Raw genomic sequence first — 17,634 nt, 5'->3', positions numbered from 1 at the left:
TTCCATCGCCGCCGCGCACTTGCCGTTTTCGGCGAGGCGGTCCGCCTTGTCGATGAGGGCGTCGTAATCGCGCTCGCGTCCGCCGGCAGCGATCTCGCCCGTGCGCTGGCCGTCGCCGCCGCGCTCGCCGTCACCCCCGCTCCGGCCGTCGCCCGCCGGCTTGCTCTGCGACGCCGGCGCGGCGGCGGCGCCGGCCGTGGTCGCCGCGGCCGCGCGATCGCGAATCGCCAGCGCGCCGCGGTGTTCGGGTTGCACCGACAACACACGCGCGGCCAGCTCGGCCGCTGCGGCCGCATCCCCCGCTGCGAGCGCGATGCGCGCCAGGCGATACAGCGGCCGCACGTCGCCGTCGTTCGCGGCGAGTTCGCCGTACAGCGCGCGCGCGGCGTCGAGCTTACCGTCGCGTTCGCGCAACAGCGCCCGCACGTACAGCGCTTCCGGATCGCGCGGACGCGCGGCCAACACGTCGCGAATATGGTGGTCGACGTCGCGCGTGCGAGCGCCCTGAAGGCGCATCGCGTCGGCGAGCGCGATCTTCGCGGTGAGGTTGGCCGCGTCGCGCGCGAGCACGTCGGCCGCGACCTGCGCGGCTCGATCCGCGAGCTGCTTGGCGGTCGCGGCCGAGCCCGGGCCGCCGTCGTCCAGCGCGTGTTGCGCCCGCGCCTCCAGAATCCGCGCCCTCGCAATCGCGATCCGTGCCGATGCCGCCGGGTCGGCCGCGGCCAGCGCGTCGAGGCGAGCGGACGCCGCATCGAGCGCCGCCGCCGTGTCGGCGCGCAGGTCCGCCTCCACGGATTTGAGCACGTCGTCGGCGCTCGGCGCGCCGGCGGCAGGCTCGCGCGCGGCTGCCTCGCCCGACTCGCCAGTGGCAGCCACCGCCGCGTCAAGCGGCGTCGACAGCGTCTCTCGCGATGCGCCCGCGGGCGGGCGCAACACCAGTGCATACACCGCCGCGGCGGCTCCTGCGAGCACGACCAGCGACACGAGCGCGATCCACTTGCCGATGCCACTGCGCGGCGGCCGCAGTTCGTCGTCGTCGTATGCGTCGATCGGCTCGAACTGCGCCGGCATGATGTCATCGATGCGCGGCGCCTTCGTCGCACCGCCGGCGAAGGCGGCCTCACTGGTCGGCAACCCGCGCGCGAGCCCGCCGACGGGGCCGGTCGGACCGGCCACCGCGGGATCGATCGCCAGCTTCGGCGCCGCATCGGCGGCCGCCCACGCCGCGTCACCGGCGGCCGCGCCCTCACCATTCGCGGGGGCGATCGGAGACCGGCCCGCAGCGTCGGGCCCGGTCATGCCCGCACTCGCCGGCTGCGCGGCGGGCGCCGCCGCCGAGCGAAGCGCCTGGTCGGCCGGCACGCCGGCGGCAGGCGAGGGTTGCGCCGGTCCCGATCCCGCCGCCGGCGGTCGCGTGGGTCCCGGCAGCGGCGCGGTCGACTCCGGCGCCGCCGCCCGTGGTGTCGCGCCGGCGGATGCGGCGACCGGTGCGCTGTCCGCCGCGGCGACCGGTGCGCTGTCCGCCGCGGCGACCGGCGCGCTGTTCGCCGCGGCCGCCGCGCGCCGCCGCGCCTCCTCGGCGATGCGAAAAAACGCGCCCAGCTCCGCGATCGACCCGAGCTTCTTCCACGACTTGCCCGTGCGAGAGATCTCGCACTCACGCGTGACCCGCCCCGCGACCACCCACTGCTGCAGCGTGGCGAGCTCGCGGCACGTCTGCACCCGGCCCTGTTCGTCGCGGATGAGCCAGACCCGCTGGCCCGCCCCGGACACGGCGGTCACCGCGGTGGAAGCGGTCGTCGATCCCGACGACGCGCTGGGCGTCGCGCGCGGAACCGGCGGGGCACCGCGCGCACCGACGTTCGTCGTCGTCCGCCGCCGCACGCGGAACATATGTCCGCACTCGGCGCACTTGACCGTCACGCCGCCGGGCTTGAGCTTGGCTTCATCGAACTCGTAATCGGTCCCGCACTTCTCGCAGCGGACGTCCATTCTGCTGTCGACTCGCCTCCGATCCATGTGGGGCGGCGCCCGCCCCGATCGGTCTATACGGTGTCATGATACTCGCCCGCGCGCCCGTTTTGGCGCAAACCCTCACAAAATCGAGCAATTACCTGTGTACAATGGGGGCGTGGACAGCCAGAGGAACACGCGCGCGGCCCCCCGCGTCAAGGTCGAGGCATTCGTCAAGGTATCGGGCGGCGACAAGGAGTACGTGTTCCGCACGCGCGACCTGTCCGCGAACGGGCTGTTTCTCTACACGCGCGTCGCGCACATCTATCCGTTCCGCGTCGGATCGACGCTCACGCTCGAACTGTACGACTACGACGAGTTCGTCACCGCAAAGGTCGTCGTGGTCCGTGTCGTGGAGCCCAATAGCGCGGAGGCGGACCGCTACCCGACGGGGTTCGGCGTGCGCATCATCGATATTTCCGACGCCGATCGCGCCAAGCTCGAGGCCCTGCTGGCACAGGCGTCCGACGGCGACCTCTATTGACGGCCGGCGCGCGGCCTCCGCGGGCGGCCGCGACGCGCGCGCGACGGACCGCGCACATCGTCGCGACCACCGTCGAGCGCTGACGCCGCGCCGCCCGCGCTGCACGCGCGCGGCGTGCGCTTCCCGCCGCGCCGCCCGCGCTGCACGCGCGCGGCGTGCGCTTCCCGCCGCGCCGCCCGCGTCGCCGGCGCGACCGCCAGACACCTGCGCCTATAATCGGCGCCATGCGTTTCCGCGTCCCGTCCCTCGCCGCCGTCGCCGTGGCCGTCGCCGGTTGCGCCGGCCCCTCGCCGGCCCCGGTGGAAGCTTCCATCGGGGGCCTCGTCGTCCGCGTCGAGCCGTCACCCGCGCGCCTCGTCGTGCGCACGGCCGACGGCGACGTGCTGCTCGACGGCGCTCCCGGCGGCGCCGGCGGCGACGTCTACCCGCCCCCCTACGTCGGCTTCGCCGCCCGCGCCACACGAGGCCTGTACGAGATGCAGTCCGGCTCGTTCAAGATCGAAGAAATCAAGGAGCAGCCGTGGCAAGGGGTCACCGAGTTTGCGGACCTCGCCGCCGGCGACGACGAGATCGAGTTCTCACTGCGCGGCGACGGCGGTGCCGACCTCGGACGCGCCCGCATCGCCGGCACCGGCGCGGGACAACTCGTTCTGTCGTGGTCGGCGCCGCCAGATCTCAATCGATCGGCGGTCACGTTCGCGTGTGATCCGGCCGAGCACTTCCTCGGTTTCGGCGGCCAGTCCTTCGACGTCGACCACCGCGGCCAGACCGTTCCGCTGTGGGTGCAAGAGGACGGGATCACGAAACACACCGACGACAGCTACGATCGCGGCATCTGGTTTCTGGTGGGCGGCCGCCACTCGACGCACACACCGATGCCGATGTACGTGTCCAGCCGCGGATACGCCCTGCTCGTCGATACGCCGTATCGATCGATCTTCGAGATGTGCAGCGAACGCGCAGACTGGGTCCGAGTCGAGGTGTGGGACCGCGAGCTGCGCATGTATCTGTTTGCCGGCGCGACCCCCGCCGAATCCATCGACAAGCTCACGGCGCACGTCGGGCGGCCGGAGATCCCGCCGCCGGTGGCGTTCGCGCCGTGGCTCGACGCGATCTTCGGCGAGGACAACGTACGGCGCGTCGCCGCCGCGCTCCGCTCGGCCGACGTCGCCGCGTCGGTGATCTGGACGGAAGACTGGCGCGGCGCCAACGACACCGGGCTCGGGTACGAACTGGAAGAGGACTGGGAGGTGGACCGCGAGCTGTACCCGAATTTCGAAGACCTCGCCGACGAGCTGCACGCGGCCGGCTTCCTGTTTTTCATCTACCACAACAGCTTTCTCGACTCGACGGTCCCCGTGTACGACGAAGCGGTCGCCGGCGGGTACACGATCCGCGACGACGCGGGCGGGCCGTACCTGTTCAACGGCGTCAAGCAGAACCCGACGACCTTGCTGGACCTGAGCAACCCCGACGCCGTCGCGTGGGCCAAGGGCAAATACCGCGACTCGCTTGCCCTCGGCGCCGACGGCTACATGGCCGACTTCGGCGAGTGGCTGCCGGTGGACGCCGTGCTCGCATCAGGAGACGACGCGCTCGCACGCCACAACCTGTATCCGGTGGACTGGGCCCGCCTCAACCGGGAGCTGTTCGACGAGCTGTCCGCGGCGGACGGACGCGACCGGCTGTTCTTCGTGCGGTCGGCCTACGTCGGGTCGCAGCCGCTCGTGTCGGTCGTATGGGCCGGCGATCAACAGACGGATTTCAGCATCGGCGACGGCATGCCGTCCGTCATCCCGATCGGGATCGGCCTCGGCGTCACCGGGTTCCCGTACTACGGACACGACATCGCCGGCTACATGAGCGAGCTCACCGCGCCGGTGACCCGAGAGCTGTGGTTTCGTTGGGTGACGCTCGGGGCACTGTCGCCGGTGATGCGCACGCACCACGGACGCGACGCCCGGGCCAACTGGAACTGGGAGTCGGATGCCGAGTCGACGGCGCATCTTCGGCGGTGGAGCAAGTTCCACATCCGCTTGTATCCGTATCTGCGCGCGATGGCGCAGCAGGCGCGCGACGTAGGGACCCCGCTGTTCCGCCCGCTGGCGATCGATTATCCCGATTTCGATCCGGGCTGGACCCGCACGGACCAGTTCATGCTCGGCGACCGCCTGCTCGTCGCTCCCGTCGTCGAACAAGGAGCGACGAGCAGGGAGGTCGAGTTGCCGCCGGGGACGTTTTACACGCTCTCGGGGCAACCGGTGTCCGGCACTGTGATCGCCGACGTGCCGGTCGACGACATCTTCGTCGCGGTGCCCGCGGGCGCCGTGCTCGTGTTGCTGCCGGATGAGATCGACACGCTCGTCGGCGCACAGGACGCAAGCGTCGTAACGCTGGCGGATGTCGGCGACGACCGCGAGCTGTGGTTGTACCCGGGCGGGACCTCCCAACTCGTCGAAGCGAACGGCTTGCGCTACGAATGGGACGCGGGCTCGCTCGCCGGTCCCGCGACGCGCGCAACCTATAACGGAGACGACGTGGCGATCGCCGGCGACGCGGTCGACGTGGTCGGTCCGGGGACCCTCGTGTTCGACGACGGCGCGGCGACGCTCACGATTTCGGGCGGCGCGCCGGATCGCGCGGTGCGCGTGCGCCTGCGCGGCTTCGTCGCGCCGTAACCCTCGGCGGCGCGGCGACGGGTTGCGCTCACGGCTCGCCGGCGGCGTCGACCTCGCGGCGCCACGCCGCGACCCGGTCCGCCACGCCGAACGCCGCCAACATGTCTTCCGACGGCGGAGGCTCCTCGCGCCCGAGCCCCGACAGCCGATCGGCCAGATGCACAGCCAACGATGCGTCGACGCCGTCGTGCGAGCGCTCGAGCGCCGTGTGGTGATCGACCACCGCGGTGACGATGTCGCCGGGTAGCCCCCAGATGCCGAACAGGTAGCCGCCGAGTTCGGCGTGCGTCACCCCGAGTTGTTGCCGCTCGACCTCGTGCAGCGGTACGCCCTCGGCGCGCGCGCGGTCCACCATCGGCGCCCACAGGTCAGGCAGCTCGGCGGCAAACAGCAGCATCCCGGCGTCGTGTAGAAGCCCCGCGGTGAAGGCCGCCAGCTTGTGCGGCTCGTCGGCGATCGCACGCGCCCCCGACGCGACTTCGATCGCGTGGGCGACCTCGACCCGCATCGACACGTTCGCCGGCAGATCGCCATCCTCGACGAGTCGGAGAACGCCGGCGACGAGCACGAGGTCCCGCAACAGCCCCGTGCCGATGTGGCGAACCGCATCCTCCACGCTGGCGATCCGCCGCGCAGTCCCGAAGAACGCGGAGTTGACGATGTGCAGCACGCGCGCACTCACCCCCGGGTCGCGCTCGACGACGCGCACGACCTGGTCGAGGTTGTGATTCGGGTCGTCGAGCACCCGCGTGAGGTCCGCGAACGTCCGCGGCAGACTCGGCAACGCCGACACCTTCCCGACCACCGTGCGAATATTCGGATCCGCCAACAGTTCGCGCAGGGTGAGCGCATCCTCGATGATGCGCGCGAGGTCGCGGATGCCGACCGGCTTGTCGAGGAACCGGTGTGCCACCGGCACCGCGCGCATGATGAGCCGTCCCTCCGTCGTCCCGGACATCAGGATGCGCATCGCATCGGGGCACACCTCGCGCGCGACCGTGAGCAACTCCACGCCGTCGGTGCCCGGCATCGTGACGTCGCTGATGAGAACGTCCACCCCGCCCGACCGCAGCTCCTCCAGCGCCTGCTCGGCCCCATCCGCGAACCGCAGATCCCACCGGTCGTATCGCCGAAGGCCGCGCCGAAGGGACCGCAGGATCTGCGGCTCGTCGTCCACAAACAGGATCCGACTCCGCGCGTCCATGCCCGGTGAGTCGGCCGCCGGCGGCGTCGCTTGAGCCGCTCGCCCCGGCTTCCCCGTCAGCCGGCGCGCGGCCGATGTTGGCCCGTGACCTCGTCGATCTCCGCGAGAATGTTGGCGAGCATGGCATCCATGCGGCGCAATCGGATCGAGATCTCGCGGGCGATGTTCAGCACGAGCAGCGTGTAACTTTGCGGATCCTCGCGGTAGACGTTGGCGATGTCCGCGTGGCGGAAGCTTGCGACCACCGCCGGCTCGGTCGCGCGCACGGCCGCCGAGCGCGGCTGGATGTCCACCAGCGACATTTCCCCGACCACGTCGCCGGGACCGAGCACCGCGATGCGCGCCTCGGCCCCCGAGCGGCTGCGCTTGACGACCTCCAGCCGCCCCGACAACACCACGATCATCTCCTTGGCCGGCTCGCCCTCCGCGAACACGACCTCGCCGGCGGCCACCTCGCATCGCTGCGCGACGTGACCAAACGAGGCGAGCACCTCGTCGCGCAGGGCCGCAAAGACCGACACCTTCTTGAGAAACGCGACCTCCTCCGGCCCCAGCATGAATGTACTGTGCCCCCGGCGGCCGCCACACGCAAGCGCCGGCGTCACGCGCGGTACAGCCCGACCAGCCACAGCACGAGGCCGGCGGCGATCGCGATGCCGGACCGCGCGGCGACCCGACCGACCCACTCGTCGTCGGGTGTGACCGCGCGGAGCGCAAACCACAGGCCGCCGCCGACCCACATCGCGAAACCGGCGAGCGCCACCAGCGACCACGCCACCGACGGCGCATCATCCCGGCGCAACAGATCGTAGTGCCACGCCTCGCGCTCCGCCGCGCTGGCGCCCGGATCCGCGGACGGCCCTTCGACCTCCGCCATCAGCGCCGCGATGCGGCGGTTGGCGGGGTCGAGCCGCTCAGCGAACGGCGTGTACACGCTGCGGGTCGCGAGGATCGAGCTGCGGATGCCGCGCCACGCGGCGAGCGCCGTGTCGATGTCGCCGTTGCGCTCCGCCTCGCGAGCGATCGCCTCGAGCCGGTCGTAGGCGCGCGCGACGTGCGGCGCGCCCGGCACGTACCAGCGCGCCGCACGCCGGTACCAGGCCACGGCGTCGGCGAGATCGCCGCGGTCGACCGCCGCCTGCGCCTCGGCGAGCGCGGCGTAGCCGTCCCACACCGCGCGCGTCACGACGACCCCGATGCAGATGCCGGCGACCGCAGCGCCGATGGCGACCTTGCGACGCATCACGCGAAGTTCCGTCGCGAGAAGATTGCGATCGCGAGCAGAAGCAGCGCCGCCGCGTACAGGATGCCGAAGCCGTACGCGGACGCGACGTAGCCCCACGACACGAAATCGCCGTGGATCGATACGTGCTTGCCCTCCACGACCGATCCGGACACGGCGTACAGGTGCAAGTCCGGAATGATGCGCAACACGACGGCCATCGCGCCGCCGAGGAAGTCGTCGCGTGCGGCCAACGCGCGCATCTCCGGCGTCACCCGCCCGAGAAAGTAAATTGCGAACGTGAACACCCCAGACAAAAACGGCGTCGAGAACGACGAGAAGAAGATCGCGACCGCCGCGACGATCAACACCTCCATGTAGGCGAGGACGATCGCCTTGGTCATCGCGACGCCGAACGGCATGTCGCGCAGCCACAGCACCGCGACCATCGTCACCGCGAACAGCGCGACGAGCAGCGTCAGAGTGATGCACATGCCCACGTATTTGCCCAGCACGAACTCCCAACGCGCGATCGGCTTGGTGAGAATCGTGTAGATCGTCTTGCGCTGGATCTCGTTGTACAGCAGCGACACGCCCAGGTAGATCGCAGTGAACGCGCCGAACAGCGACACGCCCGCGAGACCGACGTCTCGGGCGACGCGTCCCTCCTCGTTCAGCGACATCTCACCGAGGACGATCCCGAACAGGTTGAAGCCGAGCACGACGACCGCGACGCCGTACAGGACGCGATGGCGGATCGCGTCGCGGAACGTGTTGAGTGCGATCGCGGCGATGCGCTGGCCGACCTGTCGAACCGCACCGCTCACCGAGTCGCCTCCTTTCCGCGCGCCTGCTCGAGAAACACGTCCTCGAGCGTTTCGTGCTTGGGGGTCACCGACACCACGGACAGGCCGAGGTCGCGCGCGAATGCGAGGAACTCGTCGACGTCGGCGTCGGCCGACAAACTCACGGCCACGTTGCGGTCGACCCGGCGCGCACTGGGAGCGCGCTGGCACAACCGCTCGAACTGGTCGTCACCAAACGCATCCGTGACGCGAAACGCGATCTCGACGCCGATCGCCTGCTCCGCGACGATCTCGGACAGCGCGCCGACCGCGCGCACCGCGCCCTGGACGATGATGGCCACCCGGTCGCAGATCAACTCCACGTCCGGCAAGATGTGCGTCGAGAAGAACACGGTCTTCCCCTGGTCCCGCAGGCCGAGGATGATGTCGCGCACCTCCTTGCGGCCGATCGGATCCAGCCCGCTCATCGGCTCGTCGAACACCACCACCTCCGGGTCGTTGATCAACGCCTGTGCGATGCCCGCGCGCTGCAGCATTCCCTTGGAAAACTTCTTCATCGGACGGCCGCGCGCGTGCGCGAGCCCGACGAGGTCGAGCAGCTCGCGCGCGCGCGCGCGGCGGGCGGCGCGGGGAAGGCCGAACAATCGCCCGGCCAGGTCGCACAGCTCTTCGGCGGTGAGGTAGTCGTAGAAGTACGGCGCCTCCGGCAAAAAGCCGATGCGCCGGCGTGCGTCGCGCTCCTCGATCGATTGCCCGAAAACGCGGCAACGCCCCGCAGTCGCGCGCACGAGCCCCATCAGCACGCGGATCGTCGTGGTCTTGCCCGCGCCGTTCGGGCCGAGAAACCCGAACACCTCGCCGCGGCGCACCTGGAACGAACAGTCGCGCACGGCGCGCACGCGCTTGCGGCGCAAGCCGGTGACGTACGTGACCTGCAGGTCGGCGACGTCAATCACGACATCGCCGGCGGCGCCCGCTTTGTCCGCGGCGGCCCGCTCCGGCCGGCCGGTCATGCCACTGCCTCCGCCAGCGCATCGCACACCCGGTCGAGGTCCGCGCTGCGCATCCCGACGAACAGCGGCAGCGCGAGTGACTGGTCGTGCAGCTCCTCCGCCACCGGCGCCGGACGCGCGTACGCCGCAAACGGCGCGAGGCGCGTCACCGCGTACGTGCCCGGACCGGTTTCCACGCCGGCCGCCGACATCCGGTCCCGCACGCGATCGCGAGACAATCCGCGGGCGAGCCGCACCGCGTACGTCTGGACGTTGTGGCTCGACCCGGGCGGCACGTGCTGTGGGCATATTCGACCGGATTCGACGAGCGGCGCAAGTCGTTCCGCGTACCCTGCAGCGAGCAGTCTGCGCTCCGCGACCATCGCATCGAGGCGCTCGATCTGCGCGCAACCGATCGCCGCGGCCACCTCCGACATGCGCGCGTTCGTGCCGGCTCGTTCGAACTGGCCCGGCCCCGCCTGGCCCAGGTTGCGCAGCGACCGCAGCGTCGCGGCGAGATCGGGGTCGTCGCACAACACCGCACCGCCCTCGCCGGTGGTGATCACCTTGCGCGGGTGAAACGACAGCACGGCGGCGACGCCGTAGCCGCCGCCGGGCACGCCGTTGGCGTTCGCGCTGCCGAGCGAGCACGCCGAATCCGCCAGGATGGCGACGCCGGTGTCGGCGGACAGCTCCGCCAGCCGCGTGTCGTCCGCCACGAGCCCGAACTGGTCGATGGCGATGCACACGCGCGTGCGTTCGGTCACCGCGGCCCGCGCCGCGTCCGTGTCGAGGTTCCACGTGCGCGGATCGACATCCACCGGGACCGGCACGGCGCGGAGGCGGACGGCCGCGTGCGCCGCCGCGGGAAACCCGAACGCCGGGACGATCACCTCGTCGCCGTCTCCGACGCCGAGCGCCCACAGCGCCAACTCGATCGCCGCGGTCCCCGACGCGACCGCAACCGCGAAGCCGCGGCGGGTTCGCACGGCGAGCGCACGCTCGAACCGCTCGCCCCGGGGACCGAGGACGAGTCGCCCCGATTCGATCGCCGCGCATGCGGCCGCGATGTCGGCCCCACCAAGAGACGGTCGAGCGAGCGGAATGCGGTTGCCGGTCATCGGTCGCCGTGCCGCCGGTACCACTGGATCGTGCGCAGCAGGCCCTCTTCGAGGTCCACCTTGGCCTGGAAGCCGAGCAGCTCGCGCGCCTTGTTTACCGACGGCACGCGGATCTCCACGTCGGCATTGGGCCACGGGTGAAACTCGATCGGGGACCGCGACGACGACAGCCGCACGATCTCGCGGGCGAGGTTGTAAATCGTCACCGTCGACCGCGGATTGCCGATGTTGAACGAGTGACCGACCGCTTCGGGTCGCTCCAGACACAGGCAGATCGCATCCACGATGTCGTCGATATAGCACCATGCGCGGATCTGCGAGCCGTCGTTGTGCACCACGAGCGGCTCGCCGGCGAGGGCGCGCCGGATGAAGTGGTGGACCGCGCCCTCGCCGATCTGGCGCGGCCCGTAGATGTTGAATGGCCGGATCGAACACGCCGGCAGGCCGTACTCCTTCTCGTAGGTCATCGCGAGGTGCTCGGTCGCGAGCTTCGCGACGGCGTAGGTCCACCGCGCCTCGCCGACCGCGCCGAGCGTCGTCGCGTCGAACTCGGTGACTTGGTAGGCGTAACGGCCGAACACCTCGCTGGTCGAGAAGTCGATGAACCGGCGGATCCCGCCGTGGTCGAGCGCCGCCTCGAGCGCGTTCATGGTCCCCTGCAGCGCGACCCGCATGGTGAGCACCGGGTGGCGCAGCACCGTGTCAACCCCGGCGATCGACGCCATGTGGACGACGGCGTCGCAGCCGCGCATCGCTCGCCGGACGGCGTCGGCGTCGAGCACGTCGCCGCGGATGATCTCGATCTCCGGGCGCTCGGCGAGGCCCGCCGGCGTGAGCGCGTCGCGGCGAAAGTTGTCGAACACGATCACCCGGTTCGCGGGCGTGAGCCGCTCGGCCAGGTGCGAACCGATGAAGCCCGCCCCTCCGGTGATGAGCACGCGGCACCCGGTGATCATTGCCGTCATCCTACTGCGTTCTCGCGCGCGACGCGATCCGGCGGCCCCGTCACGCACCCGCGCGCACGAGCGCCCGCTCCGCCGCGGTAAGCCCGAAAGCCCGCTCCACCGCCGCGTCGACGTCGGCCCCCGCGGCGGCGGCGGCGGCCACTCCGTCGATCTCGCGCGGCACCGGGAATGCGGCGAGGTGGTGGATCTTCAGTTCGGGGAACACGCGACCCGCGCGCGGCTGGACCGTGCGAAAGAACCAGGTCATCAGCCGGCTGTTGAGGATCGCCTCGTGGGCGCGCATCGCCTCCTCCGCCATCGGCGCGCGAGGGATCGCGACGAACATGTTGTTGCTGCAGTAGTAGCCGTCGCCGTCGTACGCAGCGACCACGCGATCGCCCGTGCGGCGCACGAGCAGTTTGGCCTGCTCGAACCATTCGGGGCGGCCGAGACTCGCGTACTCGCCCGCGCCGCGATCGATCCGACCCGGCGAGCGATCGAGCCACCGCCCCGCCCATGCGATGCGGCCGGGGGCGAGTTCGCCGCGGCCGACGAGGACGGGCACGCAGTGTCGGTTGGCCCGGGCTGCGACGAACAGCTTGGCCCGCACGTTCCCGGTGTGCACCCCCTCGTGCACCTCGAACCGATCGCCGAAGCGCGGCAGCCGGTCGAGCCGCCGCCACAGCGCGCGCGCCGGCTCGGTGAGCCGAATGTTGAACTTGTGGCCCGGCAACTCGGCGAACCACGCTTGCGGAACGCGCCGCTCGGGCGGCGGCGCCTGGCGCCAGTCGGCCGGCAGCGACAGCCACACGCGTACGGCATGGTCGCGCGCCGGACCGGCGCGCGCGACCACGCAGACCACGTCGATCGCGGCCCCGGCAAATGCCTGGCCGGCGTCGGCAATCCACTCGATGGCGCACCGCTCGAGGATGACGTCGCGGATGTCCTGCTGGTTCTTCAGCAGCAGCACATCGGGCAGCACCATGCCCCACCGGCCGGCGAGTTCGGTCGCACGCTCGACGAACAACGCATACGGATCGAGCACGCCTTTGCCGCAGCGATAGTGCGCGCGCGCCCACGCCTTGTCGGCCGGGGACCAGCGAAACCCTTTCTGTCCCCACGGCGGGTTACCGATGACCGCGTCGAACCGGCCGGCGAACGGGAACGCGCCGATGACCGCGTTGGCGACGGCGAGGTTCGGCTCGGCACCGCACGCGCGTCGCACGGCGCGGCGCGCGAGTTCGACCGCGATCGGGTCGATGTCCACGCCGTACAAACAGCGGCGTGCGACGTCCGCGGCGCGGTCGGCGCCGACCCGGGCACAAATGCGGTCCAACGCCGCGAGCAGAAACACGCCGGCGCCGCACGCGGGGTCGATCACGCGCAGCGCGAGTGGATCGGCCGCCGCGTCGACCAACGGCCCGAGCGTGCGGTCCACCACGAAGTCGATCAAATGCGGCGGCGTGTAGTACGCGCCCGCGGCGCGACGACGGCCGCTCGCCGCGAGTTGCCGTTCGTACACGCGCGCGAACACCCACGGTGCCTCCGCCTCCGCGGTGGACGCCAGCGCAGCCGCGAGGTCGGCGGCGAGGTCGTCCGGCAGCGCGATCACGGCACGCGGAACTGCAGACCGATTCCCGCGTCCATCTCGAATCGAAACCACCGCGCGAACGCCAGCGTCTCGCCGAAGTAGACGTACACGCCGAACGTGCGGTGGAAGTCGAACTGGAGCCCGTTCGTGTTGCGGACACCGTAGTCGGTCTTCGACGCCTGCGCAAAGTCCGTCACGTCGATGGCGAACTGGAGCGACGAAAAGAACTTCGTGAGGCCCGCGTCGCGGATGTAAATCTTGATGCCGGGCGCGAACGCCAGCTGGCGCGGGCCGTCGTCGTCGGACGGCGACGCGCCGAAGTCGCGCTCGAGCCCGATGCGCGTCTCGAACAGCAGCTCGAGACTGCGCGCGACGCCGTAGCTGAGCCCGAGATCCAGCGCAAACGGCGACCGCGCCGAGCACACCGCCTTCGGGTCCGACGGGTTGTCCTGGTCTACCTGGCCGCAGTATTCCTCGTTGTACGGCGCAATGAAGCGGAAGCCGAAGCCGCCCGCGCCCTGGACGCCAAACTGGCCCTGGTGCGTGTACTGGACGCGGTAATCGAACGGCTCGTCCGCCCCGGCCGGCCGCGCCATCGCGAGCGCGGACACGACAACCGAAAGGATCGCGATCTCTCGCATTGCCCGACGGTACCACGAACCGCGCGACCGCTCCGTGACGCCGGCGCGCGCGGCGAGCCGTCCCCGCCGAACCGGCGCGATTCGCGGACGGCCGAGCCCGGCGCTCGCGGTCTTCGCCGCCATTTAGGAGGCTGTTGCGCATAGCCGTTGGCTGCGGTCGCGATCGTCGGCGTACGCCCTCGCGCCCTTCGGTACCGTACGTGGATACGCGCCCTCGTGCGCTACGGGCGTGCGCCGAACCTCGCCTCGCACCTCGCCACCTCGCTGGCGCGCCTATACGCAACCGCCTCCTAGTTCGGCGCGCCGAGGGTCGGCACTGCGTAGGCAAAGTCGGCGGCATCGTCGCCCGTGTCGACGCCGTCGGGGATTCGCGCAATCGCCTCCTCGCCCGGGTTGAGTGCGCGACCGTCCGCACCGGGCGCGGGCGCGCCGTTGTCCACTCCGTCCCCGCCGCGATCTTGCGCGGGCGTGTTGCCGCCGACCTCCACCGCATCGACGAGCGCGCCGCTTTCGTCGCGCAGCTCGATCACGAAGTCGAACGGCAGCGAGCCGATCGGGTTGCCGACGACGATGCGGTCGCCGGGCGCGACGTCGGTCAGTCCGGTGCCGGCGCCGTACAACCGCGTGACGTAGGTGGACGCCGGCCCGCCGATCGGCGTGACCGTGCGCGCCGCGCCGAACGGGTTGAACCCGCGATAGACGACGATCGAGTAGCCGGACAGATCGGCGTTCGCGGGCAGGCGGCTGACGAGTTCGACCCACTCGTCGCGCGAATCGACTGCGCCGGTGCCGGGTACCGGCGAAAACGCCACGCCGTCGCCTCCCTCGGAGTCGTCCCAATCCTGCAGCGGCGACGATACGATCTCGTTGATCACGACGCCGGCCGGGTCGGCGGGCCGCGGCTCGGTGTGAACCTGGAATGACACGTCGGCGGCCAGCGGGTTGCCCGCGCGGTCGGTCACGCCCTCCACCCCGCCGCGCACGACCACGTCGACGTCGGCGTCGTACGGCAGGCGCCCGACCGTATGGGCCACGAGCGTCGCGTCGTCGTCGCGCAAGGTGACCGCGTCGACCGGCAGATCGACGCCGCCTACCGACACGTGGATCACGGCCGGAGTCGCGGAGGCTCCCGCCACCGGTTCGTTGAACGTGACCCACACGTTGTCGCTCACGGGAAACGCGGTTCCCTCCGCGTTCGCGACCACGACCGGCGGATCTGACTCGACCGGCGGCTCCGGCGGGACGTTCGGCGCCAGCGGCGTCGCCGGCATGCGCACGAAGTCGGCGATGTCGTCGTCGGTGTCGGGCGCGCCGGCGGGTCGCGCGATCGCCTCCTCGAACACGCCGCGGCCGAGGCCGTTGCCGATCCCGTCCGGCGCGCCGTCGCCGGAGCCGTCGCCCTCGGGGTCGGCCGCGCCGTTGTTGCCTCCGATTTCGACGTCGTCCACGACGCGGCCCGCGTCGTCGCGCAACACGACGAACACATCGGTGGACGAAAATCCGCGCGGGTTGCCGACCACGAGATAGTGCCCGGGCTGAAGGGCGGCGACGGTGGAGCCCGGTGTCGCGACGATCGACGGGTGAGCGCCGAGCACGGTCGTCTCGGGACTCTCGTCGATCATCTCGAGCGTCCACGCGCGCAGGTCCACCGGAGCCGTCCCCGCGTTGTACAACTCGACGAACTCGTCGACCGACGTGATGATTCCGTGGCCGGGCTCGCCGTCGTACGGCATGCCGAATCCGTCGGAGTCGTTCCAGTCGCGCAGCGGGTAGACGACCACCTCGTTGATGAGTACGACCGCCGGCGGGGCGGCGTCGGGAGCGGATGCCGCGTCGGTCGCCCCGGCGTCGCCCGGCGCCGCGTCCGGCCGGCTGCCGGCGTCGGGAGCAGCGGCGTCGGTCGTCGCGGCGTCGCCCGGCGCCGCGTCCGACCCGTGTCCGGCGTCCGCGCCGGCCGCGTCCACGTCCGCCGGTCGCGCGTCTGGTGGCACGCCGCGACCGCCCCCGCAGTCGCACGCCGGACTCGCGGCGACCGCCGCCGCGGCTGCGAGCCACGCGATCCGCATCGTGGTGATTGTAGCGCGCAGCGGGCCGTGGCGCCGGTGATCCGACGCACGAGTTGCCAAAGCAACTATCTCCGCGCATGTGTGCCCGTCTCCGACACGCGTCCCGCGACAGGCGCATCCCGACACGCGCCACGCATCCGGTGGCCCGCGCGACTCGACGGCAGCGGTTATCGAAGCCGTTATCGAACGGCGCACAAAAATAGGCCGCGCGCGCGCCAGTTGCTACGATCTCACGCCGGTTCGATGTCGCCCCGCATGATAGCGCTGCGCGAGCACCGCCCGTGGTTGCGCCGCGCCGCCGGATGCGCAGCGATCGCGCTCGCCGCGGTGGCTGTCGCACGCGCGACGGGCACGGCCGACGCGATCGACGACAACGCGCGCCGTTTGTACTACGACATCCGCGGAACCCGCGACGGCGGCCACGACGTCATCTTCGTCGCCATCGACGAAGACAGCGTCAACCTGTGGAACGCGCCGCCGTGGCGGTGGGACCGCTACGCCGCCACGGTGTCGGCGATCCTCGCCGGCGAACCTCGCGTGATCGCGATCCTCGAGCCGGGTCCGCGCCTGCTTCCAGACGAGCCGCCGCCGCCGGTGATCCGCGATGCGGTCGCCCGCGGCGCACTCGTCATGGCGCCTCCGACCCCCGGGTTCGGCCAGCCCCGCCTGGCGCTCGAAACGCGCGGCGCGGTCGTCGCGCTGGACCTCGGCCAGCCCGACGGTGTCGACCGATCGGTCGTCCGCGACGTGATCGAAGCCGCCGGACTCGGTCGCGACGTGCCGCGGCGGCTGCCGGTCAACTATTACGGGGCGCCGGACGCGCTGCCGACCCTGCCGGCGCACCGGGTCGCAAGCGGTGAGATTCCGCCGCGCACGTTTCGCGATCGCATCGTGGTGATCGGCCTGCGCGGCGAACGCTTCGCCCCGCAGGTGCCCACGCCGGTCGGCGCAATGTCGCCCGCCGAGGTCTATTGCCACGCGCTGCTCGGCCTCGCCCACGGCGCCGTGTGGTCGCGACCACCGCCGTGGCTGTCGTGGATGCTCGCCGGCGTGCTCGCGTTCGTCGCGGCGGCGGTGACCCCGCGGCTGCGCACGCGGACGGCGGCGGCGGTCACCGGCGGCGCGATCGCGGTGATCGCCATCGCCGACTATTGGCTGTTTCGCACCGGCGTCGCGCTGCTCGGCATGACGACGCCGGCCGTCGGCGTGGTCGCTGGCGCCATCGCCGGCGGCGCCGTCGAGCGCGAGCGCGCGCGCGACCAGATCGACGCGATCGCTCGGTGGCTCGCGCAGCGCCTGCGCGTCGATACGCCGCGCAGCGCGGGCATCGCCGTCGACCACGCTCCGTGGCGCGCCTACGCCGACGCCGTCGACATCTACCTCGACTGCCACAGCACGGCGTTTGCCGAACTGCCGGACGGCAGCTGGCACCTCCGGCTGGCGCACGCGGTCCGAATGGCCGAGACCGACATCGTCGAACAGCGGCGCGACGTGCGCCGCGACCCGTACAAGCGGGCATATGCGTTCCACCGGCCGATGGAGTCCGACCGCCAGTTCATGCGGCGCGACCTCGGCGTCCGCACGTTCCTCGTGCCGCTCGTGTCGTTCGAGCGGCTGCTCGGAATTTGGATCGTCAACTTCGAGGACCACCGCGAACTCACGGATCGAGAGCTGTCGGTGATGGCGACGCTGGCCGACGAGATGGCCGTCGGCCTCGAACTTCGGCGCCTCCACGGCTCGGCCCGCCCGTTCGCCGACGCGCGCCGGCAGCCGGGCGACAGCGCCTTCCTCGACCGCGTGCGCGAGGCGAGGCGAGGCGCTCTCGCCCTCGCCCGCCATCAGCAGGCGACCGCCGCCCTGCTGGACCAGTTG

At 71.4% G+C, this 17,634-nt stretch carries 13 protein-coding genes; 3 read left to right on the top strand and 10 right to left on the bottom strand.

Annotated elements, in window-relative coordinates:
• The coding region (locus D6689_03750) for a hypothetical protein (GenBank protein ID RMH43972.1) at positions 1–1,992 on the bottom strand (1,992 nt) is incomplete at its 3' end.
• A 25-nt stretch (positions 1,993–2,017) separates the two neighbouring features.
• Between D6689_03750 and D6689_03745 the strand changes: the two genes are divergently transcribed.
• Both D6689_03745 and D6689_03740 read left to right on the top strand, forming a co-directional pair.
• Positions 2,018–2,497, top strand: a complete 480-nt coding sequence (locus tag D6689_03745) for a PilZ domain-containing protein (GenBank protein RMH43971.1) — start codon at positions 2,018–2,020, stop codon at positions 2,495–2,497.
• Positions 2,498–2,721: 224 nt separating this feature from the next.
• The gene (locus D6689_03740) at positions 2,722–5,175 is read left to right on the top strand and encodes a hypothetical protein (protein RMH43970.1); all 2,454 of its coding nucleotides are present in this window, start codon (positions 2,722–2,724) and stop codon (positions 5,173–5,175) included.
• Between the two features lie 28 nt (positions 5,176–5,203).
• Here D6689_03740 and D6689_03735 read toward each other — a convergent pair whose 3' ends face one another.
• Genes D6689_03735 through D6689_03695 form a run of 9 tightly spaced genes read right to left on the bottom strand, consistent with a single transcriptional unit; the run spans position 5,204 to position 15,762 of the window.
• Complete coding sequence (locus D6689_03735; GenBank protein ID RMH43969.1) at positions 5,204–6,379, bottom strand: HDOD domain-containing protein; 1,176 nt, start codon at positions 6,377–6,379, stop codon at positions 5,204–5,206.
• Between the two features lie 56 nt (positions 6,380–6,435).
• On the bottom strand, positions 6,436–6,936 hold the full coding sequence (locus D6689_03730; protein ID RMH43968.1) for a cyclic nucleotide-binding domain-containing protein: 501 nt from the start codon (positions 6,934–6,936) through the stop codon (positions 6,436–6,438).
• A 44-nt stretch (positions 6,937–6,980) separates the two neighbouring features.
• On the bottom strand, positions 6,981–7,625 hold the full coding sequence (locus D6689_03725; protein ID RMH43967.1) for a hypothetical protein: 645 nt from the start codon (positions 7,623–7,625) through the stop codon (positions 6,981–6,983).
• The gene (locus tag D6689_03720) at positions 7,622–8,428 is read right to left on the bottom strand and encodes an ABC transporter permease (protein ID RMH43966.1); all 807 of its coding nucleotides are present in this window, start codon (positions 8,426–8,428) and stop codon (positions 7,622–7,624) included. The genes D6689_03725 and D6689_03720 overlap by 4 nt, the downstream gene beginning before the upstream one ends.
• The gene (locus D6689_03715; GenBank protein ID RMH43965.1) at positions 8,425–9,420 is read right to left on the bottom strand and encodes an ABC transporter ATP-binding protein; all 996 of its coding nucleotides are present in this window, start codon (positions 9,418–9,420) and stop codon (positions 8,425–8,427) included. Before D6689_03715 ends, D6689_03720 begins: the two co-directional genes overlap by 4 nt.
• Positions 9,417–10,520 (bottom strand): DegT/DnrJ/EryC1/StrS family aminotransferase, encoded by a 1,104-nt coding sequence (locus D6689_03710; GenBank protein ID RMH43964.1) that lies wholly within the window; start codon positions 10,518–10,520, stop codon positions 9,417–9,419. The genes D6689_03715 and D6689_03710 overlap by 4 nt, the downstream gene beginning before the upstream one ends.
• Positions 10,517–11,476, bottom strand: coding sequence for an NAD-dependent epimerase/dehydratase family protein (locus D6689_03705; protein RMH43963.1), 960 nt, complete (start codon positions 11,474–11,476; stop codon positions 10,517–10,519). Before D6689_03705 ends, D6689_03710 begins: the two co-directional genes overlap by 4 nt.
• Positions 11,477–11,525: 49 nt before the next feature.
• Positions 11,526–14,189: a hypothetical protein gene (locus D6689_03700; protein ID RMH43962.1), complete on the bottom strand. Its 2,664-nt coding sequence runs from the start codon at positions 14,187–14,189 to the stop codon at positions 11,526–11,528.
• Positions 13,987–15,762, bottom strand: coding sequence for a hypothetical protein (locus tag D6689_03695; GenBank protein RMH43961.1), 1,776 nt, complete (start codon positions 15,760–15,762; stop codon positions 13,987–13,989). Before D6689_03695 ends, D6689_03700 begins: the two co-directional genes overlap by 203 nt.
• A gap of 255 nt (positions 15,763–16,017) precedes the next feature.
• On the opposite strand from D6689_03695, the gene D6689_03690 reads away from it, so the two are divergent.
• Positions 16,018–17,634 (top strand): CHASE2 domain-containing protein (locus tag D6689_03690; protein ID RMH43960.1); only part of this gene is annotated, 1,617 nt, incomplete at its 3' end.

The organism is Deltaproteobacteria bacterium, assembly GCA_003696105.1.
In the GTDB taxonomy this organism is placed as follows: Bacteria; Myxococcota_A; Polyangia; order Haliangiales; family J016; genus J016.
Note: the sequence above shows the minus strand (reverse complement) of the source record. Positions and strands in the feature narration are given on the sequence as shown.